Source organism: Sphaerisporangium viridialbum, from assembly GCF_049674955.1.
Lineage (GTDB): Bacteria > Actinomycetota > Actinomycetes > Streptosporangiales > Streptosporangiaceae > Sphaerisporangium > Sphaerisporangium viridialbum.
Window position 1 is genome coordinate 5,670,448 of the sequence record NZ_CP187232.1, and the last position, 21,279, is coordinate 5,691,726.

The 21,279-nt window shown below is 68.5% G+C and carries 22 protein-coding genes; 5 read left to right on the forward strand and 17 right to left on the reverse strand.

The annotated features are described in order from the left end of the window. Positions 1-62 precede the first annotated feature (62 nt). From ACOZ38_RS25615 to ACOZ38_RS25675, 13 genes are all read right to left on the reverse strand, one after another. On the reverse strand, positions 63-233 hold the full coding sequence (locus ACOZ38_RS25615; protein WP_424533718.1) for a hypothetical protein: 171 nt from the start codon (positions 231-233) through the stop codon (positions 63-65). Further along, positions 230-955: a hypothetical protein gene (locus tag ACOZ38_RS25620; protein ID WP_424533719.1), complete on the reverse strand. Its 726-nt coding sequence runs from the start codon at positions 953-955 to the stop codon at positions 230-232. Before ACOZ38_RS25620 ends, ACOZ38_RS25615 begins: the two co-directional genes overlap by 4 nt. Continuing rightward, entirely contained in the window at positions 952-1,368 is a 417-nt protein-coding gene (locus ACOZ38_RS25625) for a hypothetical protein (RefSeq protein WP_424533720.1), read from the reverse strand. Before ACOZ38_RS25625 ends, ACOZ38_RS25620 begins: the two co-directional genes overlap by 4 nt. Then, complete coding sequence (locus ACOZ38_RS25630) at positions 1,365-1,715, reverse strand: hypothetical protein (RefSeq protein ID WP_424533721.1); 351 nt, start codon at positions 1,713-1,715, stop codon at positions 1,365-1,367. Before ACOZ38_RS25630 ends, ACOZ38_RS25625 begins: the two co-directional genes overlap by 4 nt. An 81-nt stretch (positions 1,716-1,796) precedes the next feature. Next, a complete protein-coding gene (locus ACOZ38_RS25635) occupies positions 1,797-2,156 on the reverse strand; it encodes a hypothetical protein (protein WP_424533722.1) in 360 nt (119 codons plus the stop codon). A gap of 475 nt (positions 2,157-2,631) precedes the next feature. Continuing rightward, positions 2,632-3,273: a TIGR03085 family metal-binding protein gene (locus ACOZ38_RS25640; protein WP_424533723.1), complete on the reverse strand. Its 642-nt coding sequence runs from the start codon at positions 3,271-3,273 to the stop codon at positions 2,632-2,634. A gap of 240 nt (positions 3,274-3,513) precedes the next feature. Further along, complete coding sequence (locus ACOZ38_RS25645; protein WP_424533724.1) at positions 3,514-4,191, reverse strand: PASTA domain-containing protein; 678 nt, start codon at positions 4,189-4,191, stop codon at positions 3,514-3,516. 193 nt (positions 4,192-4,384) lie between these two features. Next, complete coding sequence (locus ACOZ38_RS25650; protein WP_424533725.1) at positions 4,385-6,808, reverse strand: AAA family ATPase; 2,424 nt, start codon at positions 6,806-6,808, stop codon at positions 4,385-4,387. A gap of 95 nt (positions 6,809-6,903) precedes the next feature. Then, positions 6,904-7,050, reverse strand: coding sequence for a hypothetical protein (locus tag ACOZ38_RS25655; RefSeq protein WP_424533726.1), 147 nt, complete (start codon positions 7,048-7,050; stop codon positions 6,904-6,906). Between the two features lie 10 nt (positions 7,051-7,060). After that, positions 7,061-7,336: a hypothetical protein gene (locus ACOZ38_RS25660; RefSeq protein WP_424533727.1), complete on the reverse strand. Its 276-nt coding sequence runs from the start codon at positions 7,334-7,336 to the stop codon at positions 7,061-7,063. 80 nt (positions 7,337-7,416) lie between these two features. After that, positions 7,417-7,737 carry a hypothetical protein gene (locus ACOZ38_RS25665; protein ID WP_424533728.1) on the reverse strand — a complete coding sequence of 107 codons (321 nt, stop codon included), beginning with the start codon at positions 7,735-7,737 and terminating at the stop codon, positions 7,417-7,419. Between the two features lie 246 nt (positions 7,738-7,983). Continuing rightward, complete coding sequence (locus ACOZ38_RS25670; protein ID WP_424533729.1) at positions 7,984-9,291, reverse strand: hypothetical protein; 1,308 nt, start codon at positions 9,289-9,291, stop codon at positions 7,984-7,986. After that, the gene (locus ACOZ38_RS25675; protein WP_424533730.1) at positions 9,288-10,058 is read right to left on the reverse strand and encodes a hypothetical protein; all 771 of its coding nucleotides are present in this window, start codon (positions 10,056-10,058) and stop codon (positions 9,288-9,290) included. Before ACOZ38_RS25675 ends, ACOZ38_RS25670 begins: the two co-directional genes overlap by 4 nt. Positions 10,059-10,618: 560 nt before the next feature. Here ACOZ38_RS25675 and ACOZ38_RS25680 point away from each other — a divergent pair. Further along, entirely contained in the window at positions 10,619-11,932 is a 1,314-nt protein-coding gene (locus tag ACOZ38_RS25680; RefSeq protein WP_424533731.1) for a tyrosine-type recombinase/integrase, read from the forward strand. Between the two features lie 55 nt (positions 11,933-11,987). On the opposite strand, the gene ACOZ38_RS25685 is transcribed toward ACOZ38_RS25680, so the two are convergent. Beyond that, positions 11,988-13,214 (reverse strand): acyl-CoA dehydrogenase family protein, encoded by a 1,227-nt coding sequence (locus ACOZ38_RS25685; protein ID WP_424533732.1) that lies wholly within the window; start codon positions 13,212-13,214, stop codon positions 11,988-11,990. A gap of 291 nt (positions 13,215-13,505) precedes the next feature. Further along, positions 13,506-14,918 (reverse strand): LVIVD repeat-containing protein, encoded by a 1,413-nt coding sequence (locus ACOZ38_RS25690; protein WP_424537082.1) that lies wholly within the window; start codon positions 14,916-14,918, stop codon positions 13,506-13,508. Positions 14,919-15,103: 185 nt separating this feature from the next. Between ACOZ38_RS25690 and ACOZ38_RS25695 the strand changes: the two genes are divergently transcribed. Further along, positions 15,104-15,736 (forward strand): DUF305 domain-containing protein, encoded by a 633-nt coding sequence (locus tag ACOZ38_RS25695; RefSeq protein WP_424533733.1) that lies wholly within the window; start codon positions 15,104-15,106, stop codon positions 15,734-15,736. Positions 15,737-15,740: 4 nt separating this feature from the next. Here ACOZ38_RS25695 and ACOZ38_RS25700 read toward each other — a convergent pair whose 3' ends face one another. Both ACOZ38_RS25700 and ACOZ38_RS25705 read right to left on the reverse strand, forming a co-directional pair. Further along, complete coding sequence (locus tag ACOZ38_RS25700; protein ID WP_424533734.1) at positions 15,741-17,552, reverse strand: DUF2201 family putative metallopeptidase; 1,812 nt, start codon at positions 17,550-17,552, stop codon at positions 15,741-15,743. Position 17,553: 1 nt separating this feature from the next. Continuing rightward, positions 17,554-18,615, reverse strand: coding sequence for an ATP-binding protein (locus tag ACOZ38_RS25705; RefSeq protein ID WP_424533735.1), 1,062 nt, complete (start codon positions 18,613-18,615; stop codon positions 17,554-17,556). 120 nt (positions 18,616-18,735) lie between these two features. Between ACOZ38_RS25705 and ACOZ38_RS25710 the strand changes: the two genes are divergently transcribed. The 3 genes from ACOZ38_RS25710 to ACOZ38_RS25720 all read left to right on the forward strand — a co-directional run bounded on the left by ACOZ38_RS25710 (position 18,736) and on the right by ACOZ38_RS25720 (position 21,258). After that, the gene (locus tag ACOZ38_RS25710) at positions 18,736-19,788 is read left to right on the forward strand and encodes a nitronate monooxygenase (RefSeq protein ID WP_424533736.1); all 1,053 of its coding nucleotides are present in this window, start codon (positions 18,736-18,738) and stop codon (positions 19,786-19,788) included. Between the two features lie 118 nt (positions 19,789-19,906). Beyond that, on the forward strand, positions 19,907-20,953 hold the full coding sequence (locus tag ACOZ38_RS25715) for an RNA polymerase subunit sigma-70 (protein ID WP_424533737.1): 1,047 nt from the start codon (positions 19,907-19,909) through the stop codon (positions 20,951-20,953). After that, positions 20,953-21,258: a hypothetical protein gene (locus ACOZ38_RS25720; RefSeq protein WP_424533738.1), complete on the forward strand. Its 306-nt coding sequence runs from the start codon at positions 20,953-20,955 to the stop codon at positions 21,256-21,258. Before ACOZ38_RS25715 ends, ACOZ38_RS25720 begins: the two co-directional genes overlap by 1 nt. Positions 21,259-21,279 lie beyond the last annotated feature (21 nt).

A 21,279-nucleotide genomic window follows, 5' to 3' on the forward strand; every position in this document is an offset into this window, starting at 1 on the left:
TGATTGCGATTCCGCTATCGAAGGGCCGGCCCCGCCCCCGAGCGGGGCCAGCGGAGGGGATGTCAGATACGGGTCCAGGTGCCGTCACGCGGCTCCAGGTGCCAGATGCTGCTGCTGTCGAGGTGGCGGGCCTTCACCAGGCCGCCGTTCTCCCGGACCTTCAGGACGATGTACGCGCCGTCCGGGGTGTCGAGGGTGTCGCGCACGACCGGGGCGAGCAGAGGGGTGGTCATACGGCGACTTCCTCGGAGATCGGGGCGAGCTTCCACGCCGGGTGGTCGCAGGTGGTGTCGTGCAGGATGTCCCGCACCCGGTAGCACTGGTTGCGGGTGTAACCGAGCACCCGGCCGACCGTCCGGCCGTCGACGACCACCCGGTCACCGGGGCCGAACAGCCGGGTGAGCGTGTCAGCGGCCACGGTGGTGGACTGTTCGCTGCGGTCGGCGCGGACCACCAGGGCGGCCTGGTCGTCGGCCCGGAGCACCACGGCCAGGGTGCCGTCCGCCAGCTGCACCCGGTCGTACCGGGTCACGGCCGGTGCGGGCTGCACGTGGGTGGTGTACGGCTCGCCCATGGTGTTGTCGTCGTAGTGCAGGACGAGCCGCACCTTCACCTCGTCGTCGGGGATGATGTCCTGCACGATGCCGACCCGTTCCCCGCAGAGGACGCGCTCGCCACGGCGGACCGCCGACATCTGTTCCCGGTTGCCCCGCAGGTACCGGGCGAGCAGCCCAAGCGACATCACCCCCGCGGGCTGGGTCTGGCCGGGGTAGGTGATGGCGGCCGCGAACGCGGTGAACTGCTGGCAGGCGACGACGATCTGCCAGTCGTCGCGGGTGAACGTCAGCTCGGTCACCCCGTCGGCGTCGGGGCGGGCAGCGTTGATGCGCCATCCGGCCAGGTGGGCCTTGGTGGTGATGAGGTTGCGGTCGGTGTTGGGGTTGCGCTGTTTCATCGGGTGTTCCTTCCTCGTGGCAGGGCGTCGGAGACGCGCCGCGCGTCGTCGTACACGTGGTCGGCCAGGTCGGCCGGGTTTCCGCAGAAGCACAGGCCGACGAGCGCGACGCCGCCGCGCAGGTCGAGCCACCACCGGCTGGCGGCCGGGGGCATGTAGGTGTCGAGCAGCTGCGACGCGATGGTGTTGCGCCGCCGCATGCCGGGATGGGCGAGCTGGGCGACCATCAGGTGTTGGCCGGGGTAGGCCTCGACTTCGGTGATCTCGGCTTCGGTGTCGCCGTCGCCGAGGGTCAGGGCTCCGGACAGGTAGTTCATGTCGAGCCGCTCGCCGTCGTCGGCGAGGAGCAACTGGACCCGCTGCCCCTCGTTGAGGTCGGTGGTGAGCAGCAGCCCGGTAACGGTGCTGATCATCGGTGGTGTCTCCCGGTGGGCTGGGTCGAGCGGGCGAAGTAGTCGTTGAACATGGCTTCGATCTCGCTGTCCGCCTGTTCAGCGGCTTGCGGGGCGACGGCCTGCGCGGTGCGGAAGTGCGGGTGGGCCTTGTCCCACGCGGCTTCGATGTCGCTCTCGGCCTGTTCCTTCACGACGATGGCGGCCTCGTACGTGCCGTCGTAGGGCACCGACTGGTCGGGCTGACCCGCTTCGATCGCAGCGACGGCGAGGTCAAGTGCCCGCTGCATCGGCAGGATGGTGCGGGCGATCTGCAGGTAGTTGTCGGCTTCGTGGTTGCCGGTGGCAACGAGGATGTCGCGGTCCACGGTCCTCCTGACATGGGGCGGCCCCGCGACCATGGGTGGTCGCGGGGCCGGCCGGATGATTGTTAGCGGTTCCGCTATCGGCTAGCGGGTGGGGAACTTGATGGCGTGGGTGGGGAACTCGCCGTCGTACTCGCCGAGGTAGCTGATGAGGTCTTCGAGGAGCTGGGCCTGGTGGGCGGGGGCCAGCTCCTCGTAGGTGAACCCGTCGCTTGTGTCGTAGGCGTGGCCCCACACGGCCTCGATGCGGTAGGCGGCTTCACTCATGACGGTTTCGGTCTCCGTGGCGTGGGCCTCGTCCCAGTCACCGCCGTGCTCGGCGTGCATGAGCGAGGCTGCGGAGCTGTAGGCGATGGCGTGCAGGGTGTCGGTGAGGGTGGCGCTGGACTCCCAGGCGTCCCGTGCGACGTTGTAGGGCGCGGGGATGGTGGTGGCGGCGGTCATGTGGCTCTCCCGGTGTTTGGGCTGGTCAGGTGCGGTTTTTGTGGTGCTTGGACTTCGACAGTAACACGTGTGCGGAACCGCTGTATACGTACAGGTGACCAGTGTATACAACAGTATGTCACAGTTCGGTTACCGTCCTAAACGCTCTCTGAGCGCTTGACGCGTGCGATGCGTCCAGAGACACCAGACGCACCGCCACAAGCGCTCACGGCGCAGCACAGACGCGCGCATGGGTAGTTTCCGGACTACCGATCACACCCACCGGTAAGGCCGGTATCGGCAGATTGGTGCGTTACGCTGTGGGCTGCTGGTTCTCCCGTTGTGGCGACGTGGAGGTCCGGGGCTTTTGTGGCGTTGGAGATGGCCGGGTCTGTGGCGGACCCGGCCATCGGCGTTGGGGTGCGGCTCTCCTGGAGTGAGCGAATCGGTCAGGCTGTGAGGGCGTATCCGTCCTGGATGAGAGCAAGGGCTCCTGTCACATGCCGAACCGCGCGCGTCGCACGGCTTCGACCGCCGCAGCAGGCCCGCTCACCTCGACATGTGCCACGCCCTGCCGACCGAAGAGGTAGAGCAGCAACTCGCCTGGAGGTCCGGCGATGCGGGCAGTAGGTTCCCCTCGCCGTGCTCGAACGGTCTTAGCGGTCCCCGCCCACTGAAGCTCGAGACCTGCGCCGCGCAGTCGCCGCGCGAGGAACCAGGGCGCGCGGCTGACGTTGCGCCAAAGGGCTTCGTCCATTGCATGCTCGTTCGTCCGAGGAGCACGACCGTTGGCTCTGCGTACGTCCTCGTGGTGGACGAAGAACTCGTTGAGGGTCGGGACCCGGCGCACCCATCCGATGCGGAAGAAGCCTGGCGGCGGTCCCGATCGGATCGTCGCAATGAGCCCTGCAAAGTCCCTCAGCGCGAGCGCTCTTCTTCGCCGTTCAGCGAAGCGGCCCCACGCACCGGGCAGGACAAGCCCGGGGCCGGCGAGGTAGTCGCGCTCGCGGAGGACGAGGTGCGCGGCGAGATCGCGGGTCGTCCACGGCGTGAGGAGGGTCGGTGCCTCGGGACCGAGCTCGTCGAGCAGGTCGCTGAGCTGTGCTCGCTCGACGGCGTCGAAGCGCAGATCGGCCATATCGCCGGAGTGTAGCGAGGCCGGCGGCGGGTTTGAAGGCTCCCTGAGGACGAGCCGCACCCATCGGCGTTTCACCGGGTCAGTGGCCGGTGTTCGAGCACACCGGCTCACCCTGGAACATGCCCGTGGCCGGCCCGCCGCACATGCGACACCTCCGGGCCGGCGCGCGCCGAGCCTGCAAGAAACCGCAATGACGGCGTATCCCAGGATTGCCGGCCCGCTCCTCGATCCGAGACAGAGTCAGCACCACCAGCGTCTGCTGCAAAATCGGCTTTCGCGCCTGTGGCGATCAATATTGACGTCAACGTCCCCGCTTCCACCGCTGGAGGAAGTCGACCCATAGTTGTACCCGATCACCAGCTTGATCTTTTGACCGAGCCGCAACCGCGCCCCAGGCTTCGGCGACTGCCTGATCACTCGTTCCTGCCCCACGGGCACCGAGGTCGACTTTCGGCGCGACGAGTCCACGACATCCCGGACCGGTTCGAACAGAGCGTCGGCCCGCTCCTCCGACCAGCCCACCACATTCGGCATCGTCCGGTGCTTCTTGTAGAACGCCCACTCGGCGCGGGTCACGAACCACAGCATGACCTCGCCGCCTGGCTGAACGACCGTCCCTGCCTTTGGCATCGTGCGATAGACGAAGCAATCAGATCTGTCGCTGCAGTAGCTGTAGTCGCCGATGCCGTTTGTCGTCGACTCGAACCCGAGCGCCTCCACCTGGTATTCGGCCTCCACGAGCGTCTTCTTCAGGAGGCTAGGTAACGGGATGGGGCTTGCTGCCACCGTTTGAGCGTCGCTGACCGGCTTCTCGTCGCCACCACCAAATACTGACTCAATCAGCTTCTGGCAGCCGCCCACGATCAGGAGGACGACGATGAGCGGGCCAACCAGATTGACTGAACTCTTGCGCGCCATGCGGTCCCCCCGGGGGATGTTTGTCCTGTCGGTCCCCGAGTACCTTGTGGGACGTCTGCCGCGCTCTCCAGGTTCACACGACGGCGTCGAACACATGCGCGATGCTGCCCTCCCACCGTCGTATGAGGTGAACTACGGCGGGGCGCGCCACCCGTGGCACGCCCCATTCCGTTGCTTGCGGAACCGCTATCTACTACCGGTACTTGTCGATCCAGTCGAGACCCGCGTTGTCCAGGACGTACTGGGCGCGGGTCACAGTCACGTAGGCCAGCATCGCGTCCGCCCGAGGGATCCGGCCAGGCTTGTCGTCCTCGGTGGGCTTCGGCTCGGGGAAGTCGCCCGCGACCTTCACCCGGTGCCACTCACGGCCCTTCGCCTTGTGCGCGGTCGACAGGACCAGGTCGGCGCGGTCCTCACTCACCAACCGCCCCACGATGTCGAGCACCACGTCGGCGCCGACGCTGTCGACGAGCTTCACGAACGGCGCCAGGTCAGACCCGGCTTCCTCGTTCTCGCAGTAGTCCTGAACCTCCTGCCACGTCTTGAAGGCGTACAACTCGGGGTGGGAGCACCCGGCCCCGGCCTTCAGCTGGATCGCCGCCTCGGCCAGCGCGCGGATCCCCTTACCGTCGCCGACCAGCGCGACCCGGCGGCCGGCCTGCATCGCCTCCATCGCCTGCGCGATCGTGGAGGCGTTGGTGCGACACAGCACCGCGTCCGGCTCGGCCAGCGACGCGAGCCGCGAATTGATCTGCTCGAACCCGCGCAGCCGCAACGGCGCGTCCAGATACTCCAACCACTTGTTCGCTTCCTCCGCGACAGCCGGACCGAACCTGAACGACTGACTCAGGGTGAGGCGGACGCCGTCGAAGTTGGCCATCGCATCCACGGCCCCGCGCCAGGAGTTGTGGGTAAGGATGCCGTCTGAGAAGTATGTGTGGTGGTCGGCAACTTCAAGAGACACGATGTCGCCCGCATACCACTCGCGGGTCACAGTGATTAGCTCCCACCGGTGATGCGGTGCCACGTATTCGCGCTTGTTCTTGTACTTCATGGCCCCGTTGACGGGGAGCACGAGGAAGCCGTCGATCAGGTTGGCCGCTGCGGTGACGAACGGGCGGCGAATACCGAGTCGCATCTTGTCAGTCCAAAGGGGGAACTCCAGGAGGCGGCCGTAGTGTTCGAGACACGCCGCAGCCTTGTCCTGGTTGGGTCCGAGCTTGTCCCAAAACGCGCGAACGTCGAGAACATCGCCGTCGCCACTGGGCTCGAACCTGATTCCGGGGATGTTGAACTGTGCCTGAGCGAGCGCCTCGGCGAGAGACGTCTCCGCGAGGGTTTCATGGACCGAGAGGATCCACGCCGCGTCGGCTCCTTCGGACTTGGCGCGCTGCACCAGCCCGAACGTGTTGCCCTGAGAGCCGTAGTACGCGGGAACACGGCCGATGCGGAACTGGTCGCCCCGGCGCATAAGGTACACCACGTGCTTGCCCCGAAGGTCGTCGCCCATCCGGGCGATGCAGTGGTGCTTGAGTGTGTAGGCGGAAGTTAGCCCCGTCCCGGTTGTGACCCTGACGAGGGCCCCCTCATACGGGAACCGAGTCACGCCGGTGATCTCGCGTCCTCGTAGGAAGACGTGGCCATTGTCGTAGGTGACGACCATGTCGCCTTCGGCGAGGGTCTCGATCGGCACCTGGCAGGTGCTAACGGCCTTGGGCCTGCGCGGGGTCGGAGTGAGCTTGAGGCCGTCGCGGGACTGGCGCTCATGCAGGTCGCACAGCCCGCTCGCGATGTGGTCACGCCTGCGTGGGCAGCCATCGAACGCGCACTGGTGGCCGGGGTCGGCGGCGGCTGTCTCGATCGGCACTTCAACCATCGTGCCGACGGGCTGGCAGTAGATCGCCTGGCTTGAGTCTCCCACCAGGACTTTCTGCGCGTTGCGCTGGCCTTCGACGATGGCGGTCACAGGTGGATTGGCGTCCTGAGATTCGTCCATCAGCACGTACTCGTACGGCAGCTGCGGGTCCGATAGGGAATAGATCTTCAAATAAGCGTCGTGACTGAAGGGGAGTTTGCCGTCCACCCGGCAGATGTCATCCCACGCCTTCGCAGCGAGCCGCGGGATCTCACGGGCCAGGAGCAGCAGCGTGTCGACGTCGTCGAAGCCGGGGATGCGCGGCACCGGCTGGTCGAGGATGTTGAGGTGGGCGCTGTTGCAGAACTTCGCGACGGTGCCCATCACGATCCGCGCCACCACGGCCGGCGGGATGATGCCGTTTGTGGCGTGCAGCGGCTCGTTGATGCGGAGCAGCTTGGCGATCTCGATGCCCCGCATGCGAGGCATCCGCAGCCTGCGGGCGTACAGTCGTCCGACTGAGCCGAACGCCAGCCCATGGGCGGTCTTGCAGGTCACGTCCTTGGGGAACGACTTCTCGGCGTCCATCTGGATGCTCTTGTTATAGGCGATATAAAGCCCTTTGCGGCCGGGGGTGGACGCGGCCGCCATCTTCAGTGTGGACGTCTTCCCGGCTCCGGCCCCGGCTTCGATGACGAGGTTCTTGCCGGTCTTGTAGGCGTCGATGACGTCGTGCTGCTCAGGGGTGGGCGTGGGAGCCATGATGGTCTCACTTTCGCTTGGAGAGGGACGGCCCCGCGAACGCGGGTGTTCGCGGGGCCGAATGGTTGTATAGCGGAACCGCTATCAGCGGTCGGTCAGAACATGCCCAGGACGGGCGACTTGTGGCCGTTGGGGCAGATGCCGTCCCACTCGATCTTGTGGTCGCAGGGGCAGATCAGCGCTTCGCCGTCCTCGTTCCACTGCCAGCCACGGGGCAGTCGGGGCAGGTCGAACAGCAACATGGAGTCTCCTTCAGCCGGTCTGGGTGGCGTACATGGCCTGACGGAGCGAGCAGCCGTCGAGCATGGCGTGGTCGATCGCCGTGCGTGCCATCTCCCGGTTCCATCGGAACGGCTCGGGGTTGGCCTGGCAGATCGCGAGGATCAGCGCTTCCTCGACCTCGCCGTACACGTTGTCTGCGCGGGCGAGGGTCTGGTCTTGCGCCCAGTTGACCAGTCGCAGCATGTCGAGCAGCTTCTCGGCGATGACGGCGGTGTCGTTGTCGGACGGGGCGGTGGTGGTGGTCATCGTTTCCTCCGTGACGTGCGACGGCCCCGCAGACCGTGGGGTCTGCGGGGCCGTGCTGGCTGTTAGTTGCGGTTCCGCTATCAGGCGATGGTGGACATGTGCAGGTAGGCGACGACGTCGCCGAGCAGTTCGACCTGGTGGGCCGGGGCCAGCTGCTCGTAGCTGAACCCGTCGCTGAGGTCGTAGTCGTTGCCCCAGTTCAGTGCGACGGTGAAGCCTGCCGCGCTCATGACGAGCCCGATCTCCTTGTCGATGGCGGTGTCCCATGAGCCCCCGTGCTCGGTGTGCAGCGTCCCGGCGGCTGAGGCGTAGGCGATGGCGTGCAGCGCGTCGGTGACGCTTGCTCCCGCTTCGCGGGCGTCGGTGGCGACCTGCTGGGGAGCGGGGACTGTGGCGGTCACGGCGTTCCTTCCGGTGTTTCGGCTGGTCAGTGGTGCTTTTCGGTGGTGTTGTCCTTTGAACGTAGCACCTATGCAGTACCTATGTGTATGTGTAGGGACCGGTGATCAAACCGGTATGTCACAGTTCGGTTACGCGCTCAGATGCTCTGAGAGCACCTGACGCACTAGACGCATCCAGAGACACCGGACGCACCGTGAAAAGCGCTCTCCGTGCGACTGAGACGCGCATAGCGGTCGTTTCGCGGCTCATGCCGACGACCTCCCGCCCCGCATCCGCGCCCGCTCTGCCAAGAACTCCTCGTTCGGCCCAGTCGAAGCGCCCTGAACATCCAGGACCGAGCGAACAGGCGGAGGCGCCAGCGACGAGGAAGCCTCACCAGCTGACACGACACCAGACCCGCTCGACCCCCACACCTGCCGAGACCCCGAGCACGCACGGCACTTCTGCCCCGTGTCGAGGTCGGCCCCGCCCTCGCACCGCACGTTGCCGCAGGGCCTGCCCAGCCGCACCAGCGTGATAGCCACTGCGGTGGGGTCGTCGATGCGCTGACCGGCCCACTCACCGCCTACCCAGCGACGCGACACCCGCGCCGCGAGCTCGTCGACGGAGCGGCTACCGGCCGCGAGCTGCGCGCGGATCGCCGAACGAACACGACGCATCCCGTGACCTGGGATCGCCTGTCGCAGCTCGTCGGGCAGCGAACCGTAAATGCGGCTGATGTCCAGGCCCGATACCGTGCCCGGATCCTCCTCGTCGCTGCTGGTTTCGTCCGTCCCGCGCGGCAGCGCGCCGCCGCCGCTCGCGCGCTTACGGCCCTGTAGATCGCCTACGGCGGGAAGAGAAAGATCCTGCTTCAAGGTTCGTGCTTCAAGCTCTTGCTTCTGTGTGACCTCGGTTTCCGGGTCGGTGTGACCTCGGTTTCCGTTCGATGTGACCTCAGTTTCCGGTTCCAGTGCGTCGTCCTGGGGGACCAGTCGAAGCGCGTCTTCCCGGGTGAGGTGGACCGTGCGACCACCCTTACGGCAGGGGACGATCCACCCGTCTTCCTCCAGGGTCACCACCAGGTTCCGCACGGTCCGATCAGTCACGTCGAGGGCGCGGGCGAGCTGCACGGCGGTTCGGTGAACACCGGTCATCTCGTCGTGCCGCAGGTGCGCGTACAGCTCCAGCAGCGCCGACCGGTTGCGGCGCGGCCGCCACGTCCCGTCCACGCTGCGACAGCCGACGCCGGCCGCCGCGCGGTACGACAGCCGCGCCCATGGAGTGCTGTCGGCGATCGGCGCGAGACGCAACACGCGACGACTGCCCTTCTTGGCCGTGACGATCCAGGGGCTCGCTTCGGTGAGCGTCCTGGCGATGGTTTCGCGAGCCAGGCCGAGACGTTCGGCTAGATATCCGGTCGAGGCGGTGCAGCCCTGCGTACGCTGCGACAGGGCAGCGATCTGCGTGACGACGGGCCAGGCCGCGCCGCTCGGCAGGTTCAGTGGAACTTTGACCGTGCCGTCCGGCAGGTCGTCGAGCGGCAGCGATGGAAGAGGCTCGTCGGCGGTCACGTCGCCTCCAGGAACCTGATGGGGTCGGACCTTACGTGCTCGTAGGCGTGTGGTTCGGACCACGCGCTGGGAGTTGCCTCGCACGTGCTCGGCTCGTCCAAGACGGCTCGGACGTGCATCCACATCCCAGGAGTGCGACCGACCACGGCCATGCCCGCCTCCTCCAGCTCATGCAGGCGGCGGCGTGCGGTGCCCGAGGAGACCCCCAACCACTCGGAGAGTTTCGCGATGGTCAGGTCATGGCCGGTCGGGGCGAGCCGGTCGCACAGCACGGCATAGGTGCGCCAGGCGTCAGGGCTGACCTTCCCGTCCGGGCGGCCGACACCTGCATGGATCCAGTTGAGACTCCATGCAGGCACGGCTGCGTACGGACGGCGTGTCTCCTGCGGCCTGCCGAGCGCTGTGTGCAATGCGGATCGCTTCTTGCCTCGGATGACGCGCTTGAGCCACGACCCGTGCTCGAGGAGCTCGCGGCGGGCGCGGTCGAGAGTGGGTTCGGTGGTGCCGAACCGTTCAGCTACCCAGCAGCGGCGAGCGTTCGCCGGGTAGCGTCCCTCGGCGCGGTGCCCGAGGGATTCGTACAGGCACCATGCTGCGACGGCCAGGCTGCTGTGCTCGCTGCTGTACAGCAGGGCGCGGGGGATCTGGCAGTGACGGGACGCCGCCTGCGCAGGGGGGTTCTGGGGAGCGCTCAGCCGATACGCGGGCCCGGAAGTTTCCGGGCGTGAGGGACCGAACGCTTGGCGAGGTGCTATTGTCTGCTCCAAGCGTGTAAGGGCACGCGCCACCAAGCGATCAGCTCACCCGGCCGCCAAACCTAGGGGTTGATCACAAGGGGCACGTGATGCCGATGGCTAAGTTGTTCGATCAGCGCTCCCCGGTTCGGGGAGCGCTTTTCTGTGTTCCTGTGGCGGCTCCATGAGGGCGTGGAGTCTGCGAGATGGGGTCGGGGCGAGCGTCCATGAGCGTGCCTACGGGGTGGCCTGTTGCGGGACGTGCCGCATGCCAGAGACTCCGTGGACTTCGACACGTCTGACGCAACGGACGCACTTGACACACCATAGCGCGACAGATGCGGACATTCGAGATACGGTCCGCGAGATCAGCGAATCTGTCGAAAATGTCGTTTGCCCAGCGCAGGGCGTGTTCCTCGACGATCGGCGGCCACGCGGCCGCTGAACCAACCCAGCAGCGAAACGACGCCAGTAGAGACAAAGAGCGCCGTCCCGCTGACCAACGAGTCTCGCTCGCCGAGCAACGCCGGCGCTTGGCCGCACTAACGTAAACCCCACTCCGCCGAGGAACGGCAACCGATGGGGAGCGCTGAATGGCACGAGTTAGAGACCTGTGGTTCACCACTGTCAAAGACGCTGAGGGCAAACCGGAGAGGAAGAAGACCGCCAAGCACCCCGACAACGGCGGGAACCCAGGGGCGAACCGGTGGCAAGCAGTCTGGATCGGGCCGGACGGCCGAGAGAAGACGGCAACCAGGCGCATCAAGGAAGCCGCGAAGGACTACGCCCGCAAGATGGAGGAGGACTTAGCCCGAGGCGAGTACGTCGATCCTGCCGCCGGCAAGGCACTGTTCGGCGCGTACGGCAAGCGCTGGCTGGGCTCTCGTGCCGGTATCGACCCAGCATCGCTTATGCGTTATGAGTCGATGTATCGGCTCCATGTCGAACCCATATTCGGCAAGCGCAAGGTGGGGTCGATCAGGCCCTCAGAGATACAGGAGTCCCTTACCGAACTGTCTGGACGGTTCGAAGCATCGACAGTGATCACCGCGCTTCTCGTGCTGCAAGGCATCCTTGATCTCGCTTTGGCTGACGAAAAGATCAAGCGGAACCCTGCAAGATCGGAGATCGTCAAGGCACCCGCCCACGTCCACAAAGATGTCATCGCTTGGCGAGACGACGTGGTGTGGGCGATCATTGACGCTCACCCAGATCACCTGCGAGCAATGCCCGTCCTCGGCGCCGGCTGCGGCATGCGGGCGGGTGAGTGGTTCGGGCTCGCGCTTGAAGACGTGGACTTCGACGAGAAGGTCATCCACGTACGTCGGCAAATCAAAAAGCTCGGCAGCCGCTTCATCTTCGCACTGCCGAAGATGGACAAGCAGCGCACCATCCCCATGCCCGAATGGGTCGCGCTCTACCTGCGAACCCACATTGATGCTTACAAGCCACGGCCGCTGACACTGCCCTGGGAAAGGCTCAGCGGCAAGGAACGCACCCACGACCTGTTGTTCCGCTGGCCAACTGATGATCTATATGTCCGCCACCGGAACTACGACGAAACGATCTGGAAGCCCGCACTCGTCAGAGCGGGAGTCCTCGCCGAACCAACCAAGGACGCGCGCGGCCGGAGAAGATACGCCACCACCCGCCAGGAGGGGACGCATCAACTTCGCCACTACTACGCGAGTATCACCCTTGCGGCGGGAGTGACGATCAAGGAACTGTCCGAATACCTCGGGCATGCGGACCCAGCGCTAACTCTTCGTGTCTACGCCCACATGCTCACCACGTCACATGACAGAGCCCGAGAGGCCATCGACAAGCACATGCGCCGGCCCGGCTCGTCACCGGGCAGAACTGAGACAGAACTGAGCTACGGGCAAGATCAGGGAACAACCCAGTAAGCCGGGTGCCTCATCGCCCGCGAAGCAGATTCCAATCGTTCTACATGCGAAAACGTCACTGCACCGGCAGGCCCGTGACGGCCCGACCGATGAGGAGACGCTGAATCTCGCTCGTTCCTTCGAAGATGGTGTAGATCTTGGCGTCGCGGTGGAAGCGTTCGACGGGGTGTTCGCGGGTGTAGCCGGCGCCGCCGAGGATCTGGATGGCCTGCTCGGTCACCCACACCGCCGTCTCCCCCGCCACCAGCTTCGACATCGAGCCCTCGGCCTGTTCGAACGGGCGCCCCTTGCGCGCCATCCACGCCGCCCGCCAGGTCATCAGCCGGGCGATGTCGACCCTTGTCGCCATGTCGGCCAGCAGGAAGGCGATGGCCTGGTTCTCGCCGATCCTGCGGCCGAACTGTTCCCGCTCGCGGGCGTAGTCGCGGGCGTACTCGTAGGCCGCGCGGGCGATGCCCACCGCCATCGCGGCGACGGTCGGCCGCGTGGTCTCGAACGTGCGCATGGCGGCCTGCTCGCCGCTCTTGCCGCCTTCGCGTACCCGGGCGAGGCGGGCGTCCAGCTTCTCCTTGCCACCGAGCAGGCAGCGGCCCGGCACCCTGACGTCGTCGAGGACGACCTCGGCGGTGTGGGAGGCGCGGATGCCGTGCTTCCTGAACTTCTGGCCCTGCGAGAGCCCCGGCGTGCCCGGCGGGACGACGAACGACGCCTGGCCGCGTGCGCGCAGCGCGGGGTCGACCGAGGCGACGATGACGTGCACGTTGGCGATGCCTCCGTTGGTGGCCCACGTCTTGACGCCGTTGAGCACCCACTCGTCCTTCACCGCGTCGTACTCGGCCCTGGTGCGGATGGAGCCGATGTCGGAGCCGGCGTCGGGCTCGGAGGCGCAGAAGGCGCCGAGCTTGACGTCGTCGACGGTGCCGAACATCTCCGGCAGCCACTCCCCCATCTGCTCGGGCGTGCCGTTGGACGACAGGGCGGCGGCGGCGAGGCCGGTTCCGACGATGGACAGGCCGATGCCGGCGTCACCCCAGAAGATCTCCTCGAACGCCACCGGGATGCCGAGTCCGCTCTCCTCGAACCACTGCTGGGCGAAGAAGTCGAGCGAGTACAGCCCGACCTTGGCGGCCTCCTGGATGACGGGCCAGGGGGTCTCCTCGCGCTCGTCCCATTCGGCGCCGGCGGGGCGGATCACCGTCGCGGCGAACTCGTGCACCCAGTCGCGTACCTCGCGGACGTCGTCGCCCGTCTCCGGACAGAAGCCGCCAGAGCTCTCCGCCATCTCGAATCACTCCTCAAAGGGGTCCGGAGCCGGTACGCGGGAAAGTCCACGCCAGCGCGGCGTTACCAACGGTAACACCGAGCCGCATGAAACCTTACCGGGAAGCAGGCATGCTCGCGCAACGGCCGCCGGCAACGTTCACGCGGCGGAAACACCGGCCCGGTGACGCCGCCCGGCCGGGCAGAGGCCGCACACCCCGGGAAACGGCGGACGGCCGGGGCGGTGGGAGAAGGCCGCCCCGGCCGTCGATTCGGCAGCGGCGGGGGACGACACCCCCGCCTCGGACCGCTGTCAGTCCTCGTCGCTCCAGATCCAGTCGCCGTGGCCGCGGTCGCGGTACGAACCCTGGGTCTGCGTGTTCAGACGGTCGACTTGGACGCCGTTCGCCGAGTTCGTGCGCCTGTCGTTGATCTTGATGACGTCGAAGCCCCGGTTGAAGTCGCTCGCGTAGATGTAGCCGTTGTAGTAGTAGGCGGACCAGAAGCCGCCGGAGCCCTCGGCCGCCGGGCCGCGCTCGAAGTAGCCGATCTCCTCGGGGTGGGCCGAGTCGGTGAAGTCCCAGACCGACGCCCCACCCTGGTACCAGGCCTGGACCATGATGTCGCGGCCCTTCACCGGGATCAGCGAGCCGTTGTGGGCGACACAGTTCTCCGAGTCCGCCTGGTAGCGGGGGATCTTGTAGTAGTTCTTGAACACCAGCTGGCCGTTCACGATGTCGTAGATCGCGTCCGCGCCGCGGTTGGGCCCGGTGGCCTCGTTGCACGTGGCCGCGCCGCCGCCGCCGAGCTCGTCGGTGAAGACGACCTTCGTGCCCGCGTTGTTGAACGTGGCCGAGTGCCAGAAGGCGAAGTTCGGGTCGGTGATCCTGGCCGTCACCTTCGGGTCCTCGGGGTTCCTGATGTCGAACAGCACGCCGTCACCCATGCAGGCGCCGGCCGCGATGCCCTTCTCCACGTACGCGGTGATGTCGTGACAGCCGCTGGTCGGGAGGGCGAGGCCCGGCTGGCTCTCGTTGCCGCCGTCGGGGAAGACGATGGGAGTGGCCACCACCGAGGCCGAGGTCGGGTTGCCGAGCGGCACCTTGACGATCGAGATCTTGTCGTGCGGCGGCAGGCAGTCGGGGAAGCTCGCCGACGGGTTGTACGAGGAGACGTACAGGTAGACGTTGCCGTGCTTCTTGTCAGGGACCAGGGTGTGGGTGTGGGAGCCGCAGTTGGTCTCGACCGACTTGATGTACTTGGGGTTCTTCTTGTCCTTCACGTCGAAGATGCGGATGCCCTCCCAGGACTCCTTCACCGACGCGGGCTGCGACGTGCTGCTGCAGGAGTCGTCCGACCGGGACGAGTCGACGGACGCGAACAGCAGGTCGCCGTAGACGGACAGGTCCATCTGCGAACCAGGACAGACCACCGAGCTCACTACGGAGGTCTTCTTCGGATTCTTGATGTCATAGATGGAGAAGCCACCATAGTTACCGACATAGGCGTAGTTGCCCTGGAAGGCGATGTCGGTGTTGATGGTGGCCGCGATGCTCGCGGGCTTCGGCACGTTCGTCACGTGCTGGACGTTCGGGCTCATCACGATCTGGTCGGTGCCCGGGATGTCCGCTGCCTGAGCGGGTATCGCCGACAGCGCCATGGCCGCCGCCGTACCCACGAAGACGAGGAACCGGCCGGCTGGGCCGCCTCTGCGGGGGATGGACAACACTCAGGGACCCTCCTTGGTACTTAATGCCACAGGAGAACATAGATGGGCAGATTTTCTCCCAGACAGGACGAGTTAGCCATAGTGCAACTTGTCAGCAAAACCTTCCGACATGATCCCTTTACCGACATATCACGTCCGAGTTAGGGTGCACGCGCACGGCAAGTGATCCTCAGGGAGGTCGGGTGCGCCTCGCGCTCCTCATCGTCATCGGTACGGCCGCGCTCGCCCTGGCGGGCTGCGCGAGTGCCCCAGCCACCCCGTCGGCGAGTTCCACCGCCCCGGTCATCGCCCCGGGCCGGCCCGGCGAGGCGGCGAAGACGCTCGGCCCCACCGAGGCGGCGACCGCGGTGCCCTCCCCCTCGGCCAACGCGGCGGACGTGGTGTTCATGCAGGACATGGTCGTCCACCACCGTCAGGCGCTCGACATGAGCGCCGGCGCCGCGACCCGCGCCGCCTCCGACGACGTGAAGCGCATGGCCTCACGCATCGCCGACACCCAGGGACCCGAGATCAACGCGATGATCCGGTGGCTGCGCCAGCAGGGGCAGCGCGTTCCCGAGCACCACGCCGGGCACCACGCCATGCCCGGCATGGCGACCCCGGAGCAGATGGCGGCCCTGCGGGCGGCCAACGGGGGCGGCTTCGACCGCCTCTACCTCCAGCTCATGATCGCCCACCACCTGGGCGCCATCACCATGGCCGCCGACGAGCTGGAGAAGGGCTCCCACATCATGGTGCAGGAGCTGGCGCAGGACGTGTCGGTCACGCAGACGGCCGAGGTGAACCGCATGCGCCGCATGCGGGCGGGCGGCTGAAGGGTCAGGACATGCGGAAGACCGAGCCGTGCGCGCGGAACGGCAGGTGGGCGCCCTCGGGAATCAGGAAGGCGTGCTCGCGCCGGACGCGCACCGCATCGCACCAGCCGTCGGTGATGACCAGGATCGGGCCCTCCCGGGGGAAGTCGTCCGCGCGCTCCAGCAGGTCGACGCCCGGCTGGAGCATCGTGCCGCCCCGGCCGCGCACGCGCACCCGGCGGGCGATCTCCTCCACCGGGACATAGCCCGCGTCGTACGGCACGGCGTCGCAGAACACCACCCGCGCGCGCGGCACGTCGCGGGCCATCGCGTACGCCGCTATCGCCCCGAGTGCCTTGCCCAGGAGCCTGGTGTCCATCGATCCGGAGGTGTCGAGAACGACCCCGAAGGTGGCGCGCCGTACGAGCTCCTCAGGGCGGATCCACCCGGGACGCGGGATGCCGGGCGTGGCGGCCTGGCGGCGTGACGCGCGGGCGTACGACCGGCGCCTGTCCACCGAGGGGACGTGCTCCTCGAACCACCGGGCCAGGGCGGCGTCCCACGGCAATGGCGGCTGGTCCAGCGCCCTGATCTCCTCCTCCAGCCCGGCCGGGAGGAACCCCCTGCCCGCGGTCCGGTGATAGGCGAGCCCGGTGCAGAGCGCCCGCCGGTAGTACTCGTCCAGGTCGAGGTAGCGGCCTGGCGCGCCCGAATGGGGCAGCGGCCGGTCGAGCACGTCGCCGAGCCCGCGTCCGCGCAGGGTGGCCAGCTTGCGCAACCGCCGCAGGTCGACCGCGATGCGGTCGTAGACCCCCTCTGCCGACGACCCTGCCAGCGCCTGGTCGAACAGCAGGCCTTCGGGCATGTCGCCGACGCCCATCTCCATCAGCCAGCCGTTGATCACGTAGTCGGCGGCGACGTTCCAGATGTACGGGTCCCGGCCGCCGGCCCGCTCTCCGTGCCGGAGCGCGGCGTGCAGCATCTCGTGGGCCAGGACGAACCGCCACTCCTCGGCCTTCAGGGAGACCAGCGGGTTCACGTAGATCTCGGCGGCCTCCGCGTTGACGGCGGCGATCGAGATGTGCCATGCCCGCGCCACGTCCACGTCGGCCACGATCTTCATTCCCGAGGCCAGCGCGCCGAGCAGCGGATACGACGAGACGAACCAGGCCAGGGCCGCGTCCCACGGGCCTGGGGCCTGGTCCCTGACGGTGCCGCGCGGCCCGCCCGCCGCCTCCAGCCCCGCGGTGGCGGCCCGGGCGATGCCGGCGGCGAACAGGCGCGGGAAGTCCTCCCGCTTCGCCTCCTCCTCCTCGCCGATCCAGAAGTCCGGCGATCCCGCGGGGGCCAGCTCGGCGGGCAGGCCGAACATGCGCCAGCGGTCGGCCAGCGCGCGCTCGTCCTCTCGCGGCAGTTCCTCCGGCAGCGGCGCGGGACACCGCCCGACCTTCAGAGTGCGGAGGAAGCGGTCGACGGTCAGGCAGCAGGCCGCTCGGTAGTCGTGCTGCGGTGAGCGCCACGTGTTCCACCGGTCGCCGGCGTTCGCGCCGATGTCCCGCGGCACAGCCGAGCGCGGGTCGGCGTGGCCGAATCCCAGGTGGAGCATGCAGTGGGCGAACACCCACGCCCACTCCTCGGGCTCGGCGCGCCGCGTGGGGTGGTGCCGCACGCCGCCGTCCGGGGTCGCCAGCGCCCAGTCCCGCGGGCCGAACTCCGCGCGTTCTCCCGTCCGGAGGCAGGCGCCGAGGTGGTGGAACATCGGGTGCGCCGACGCCAGCCGCCATCCCCGCTCCACGGCCTCCCGCCACGGGTCCGGCCTCTTCTTGGGCGCGGCCATCTCAGCTCCGGGCTGCGACGAGGCGGGGCAGGTCGCGGCCCACCTCGACCAGGAACCAGGTCGGGAGCACCGGTGAGCCGTCCAGGCCGGTGGCGATGACGAGCTGCGCGCACTCCAGGGAGATCTCGGCCAGCTCTACGAGCAGCGTCTTCGCCCGGAAGGCCAGCTCGCGGCCCCCGGTGGAAACGCCCCGCCTGTCGGCGGGCAGCTCCTTGATCAGGCGGGCGCGGAACGTCTCGGACAGGAAGTACAGCAGGTCGCGGTCCTCGGGCCGGCGCGGCCATGAGGCGTCGCCCTTCAGCACCGCGTCGAGGTCGTAGGCGTGCCGTACGGTCTTCACGTACCCGCGGAACGCCGAGGCGTGCGCGCCGGTCAGGGTGCCGAAGGCCAGCATGGCGAGGGTCTCGTCGCCGATCGCCTCACCGTAGGAGTGCATGACGTCGGACAGCATGTGCCAGGCGCGCGGGGTCGAGAACGGCTCCTCGGTCTTGGGCGGCGCGCTCCACAGGTGGTCGGGGCGCTGCACGAGGTAGTCGACGATCCACGGGTGGATGCCGTTGGCCGCCGCCCAGACGAGCCAGTCGGTCGAGGAGGCGCGCAGGTGCACGTGGACGAGCCGGTTGACCAGCGCGGACGCCATCGGGCGGGCGAGCGCGTTGTCGGTGGCGCGGTTGCCCGCGCCGATCACGACCGAGCCCTCGGGCAGCTCGTACGTCCCGAGGCGGCGGTCGAGGATGAGCGAGTAGAACGCCTTCTGCACCTCGGGCGCGGAGGCGTTGAGCTCGTCGAGGAACAGGCAGTACGGCTCCGTGCGCGCGATCGCCTCCGGTGGGGCGAAGCGGCTCCGCCCGCCGACCAGCTCGGGAACGCCGATCAGGTCCTCGGGGGCAAGCTGGGTGCCGAGCAGCGTCACGCAGTCGAGGCCGAGCGAGCCGGCGAAATCGCGCACGAGCGAGCTCTTGCCGATGCCGGGCGCACCCCACAGGAACACGGGACGCACGACCGCGACGTGCAACAGCACGTCGGGAAGCTGCGCCGGAGTAATGGTGAGGGTGGCCTGCATAGGTTGAACAATGACGGAATTCCCTGCTATTTCGCATCACATTTTTGGCGAACCGTGAACATGGAAATGCGGGTGGCCGGCCCGCACGGGAGCCGAGCCGGCGGTCGTTAGGGTGGGGTGATGGAGTTCCCGGAGTTGCGCCACCCGATCGTCCAGGCGCCGATGGCCGGTGGGCCGTCGACTCCTGAGCTGGCCGCGGCGGTGTCCGCCGCGGGCGGGCTGGGGTTCGTGGCCGCCGGTTACGACTCGGCCGAGACCCTGCGCGCCGGCATCCGCGCCGTACGGGCGCGCACCGACGCGCCGTTCGGCGTGAACATCTTCGTGCCCTCCGCCGAGAAGGCCGACCGGGCCGCCGTGGACGCGTACGCGGCGCGGCTGCGCGGGGAGGCCGAGCGGTACGGCGTGCCGCTGGGCGTGCCCGTGGACGACGACGGCGAGTGGCGGCACCGGCTGGCCGTCGTGGCCGAGGAGCGGGTGCCGGTGGTGTCGTTCACCTTCGGGCTTCCCTCGCGGGAGGTGATCGGGGAGGCGCGCCGGGCCGGGGCGTACGTCATCGTGACGGTCACCACCCCGGACGAGGCGGCGGCCGCGCACGAGGCCGGGGCCGATGCGCTGGTGGCCCAGGGCATCGAGGCGGGCGGCCACCGGGGCGGGTTCACCGACGATGCGGGCGATTTCGGGCTGCTGGTCCTGCTCCGGCTGGCGCTTCGGCTCACGCCCCTGCCCGTGGTGGCCGCGGGTGGCATCACCGACGGGGCGGGCGTCGCGGCGGTGCTGGCCGCCGGAGCCGTCGCCGCCCAGCTCGGCACCGCCTTCCTGCTCGCGCCCGAGGCCGGTACGAGCGTCGCGCACCGCGAGGCGCTGAGGTCGTACGACCGTACGGCGGTCACCCGGGCGTTCACCGGCCGGCGGGCCAGGGGGCTGGTCAACCGCTTCCTCGAAGAGCACACCGGCGAGGCTCCCTCGGCGTACCCGCAGGTGCACCACCTGACCGCCCCGCTGCGGGCGGCGGCCAGGAAGGCGGGCGACGCCGGCGCGATCAACCTGTGGGCGGGGCAGGGGTTCCGGCTCGCCGAGGAGGTGCCCGCGGGCGAGCTGGTGCGCCGGCTCGGCGCCGAGACCGAGGAGGCCCTCGCCCGAGCCGCACACCGGCTCGGCCGGCTCGGCCGATGAGGCTGTTCACACCGGAAAGCTCGGGATGCGGTTCGAGCGATTCCTTTTCTGGGCGCGCGTCGTCATAGGTCCGTCAGGTGCGTCCAGCGGGGCGCCCCATGAGGGCGGAGGGTGAACGGTGGAGAAGGTCGAGGACGGGCAAGGCCGGGTCGAGGCCGCCGAGGTGGTGGCCGCGGCGCGGGCCGGTGACGAGGCGGCGTTCGGCGTGCTCACCGACGGCTACCGGCGGGAGCTGCAGATCCACTGCTACCGCATGCTCGGCTCGTTCGAGGACGCCGAGGACCTGGTCCAGGAGACGTTCCTGCGCGCCTGGCGCAGGCGGGAGACCTTCGAGGGGCGCTCGACGTTCCGGGCGTGGCTGTACCGCATCGCGACCAACGCGTGCCTGGACTTCCTCGACCGCAACCCGCGCGGTCCGCGGGCCCGGCAGGAGCCGGTGCTGGCCGATCCCGGCGCGCCGGCGCCGGCCCCCACCGAGGTCATGTGGCTCCAGCCGTACCCGGACCGGCTGCTGGAGCCCGTCGCGGGCAGAGACGCCGAGCCGGACGCCACGGTCGTCGCCAAGGAGACGATCGAGCTGGCGTTCCTGGCCGCGATCCAGCACCTGCCGGCCCGGCAGCGGGCGGTGCTGATCCTTCGCGACGTGCTCGGCTGGCCCGCCAAGGAGACCGCCGAGCTCCTTTCGACCAGCGTCACCGCGGTGAAGAGCGCGCTGCAGCGGGCACGCCCGGCGCTGAAGGAGCATCTGCCGCCGCGGCGGTCGGAGTGGACGCCGTCCAAGGATCCGACGCGCGAGGAGCGCGCGGTGCTGCAGCGCTACATCGATGCCGTGGAGCAGGCCGACCCCGCCATCCTGGCCGGGGTGCTGCGCGACGACGCGTGGCAGACGATGCCGCCGCAGCCGATCTGGATCAGGGGCGGCAAGGCCATCGTCGAGGCGTGGACGCCCGCCATGGTCGGTCCAGAGGCGTGGGGCGACTGGCGGGTGCTGCCCACGTGGGCGAACCGGCAGCCGGTGGCCGCGGCGTACCTCCGCAAGGCGGGCGACAGCGCGTACCGGCCCTCCTGGCTCGGCGTCCTGCGGGTGGAGGACGGCCTGATCGCCGAGATCACGACGTTCGGCGACCAGTACTTCCCGCTGTTCGGCCTGCCGCCGGCTCTGTGATGGACGACGCCCCCCGCCTGCCGTCCTTCCTCGGCAGGCGGCTCCCGCCTGCCTTCGCCCTCCGTACGGTCGTGGTCTCCCCCGGCCGCGCGCGGGTCTACGACGAGGCCGAGTGGCGGGACGCCATCGTCGTGGTCGAGCGCGGGCGCATCGAGCTGCTCTGCTCAGACGGTCGCTGCCGTGGTTTCGGACGCGGCGAGATCCTCTGGCTCCACGGCCTGCCCGTCCACGTGCTCTACAACCCCGGGGCGGAGCCCGCCGTGCTGGTCGCGGTCTCGCGGCGCGACGTCGCCTCCGGGCGCTGACGGCTCGCCGCGATTCCTTCC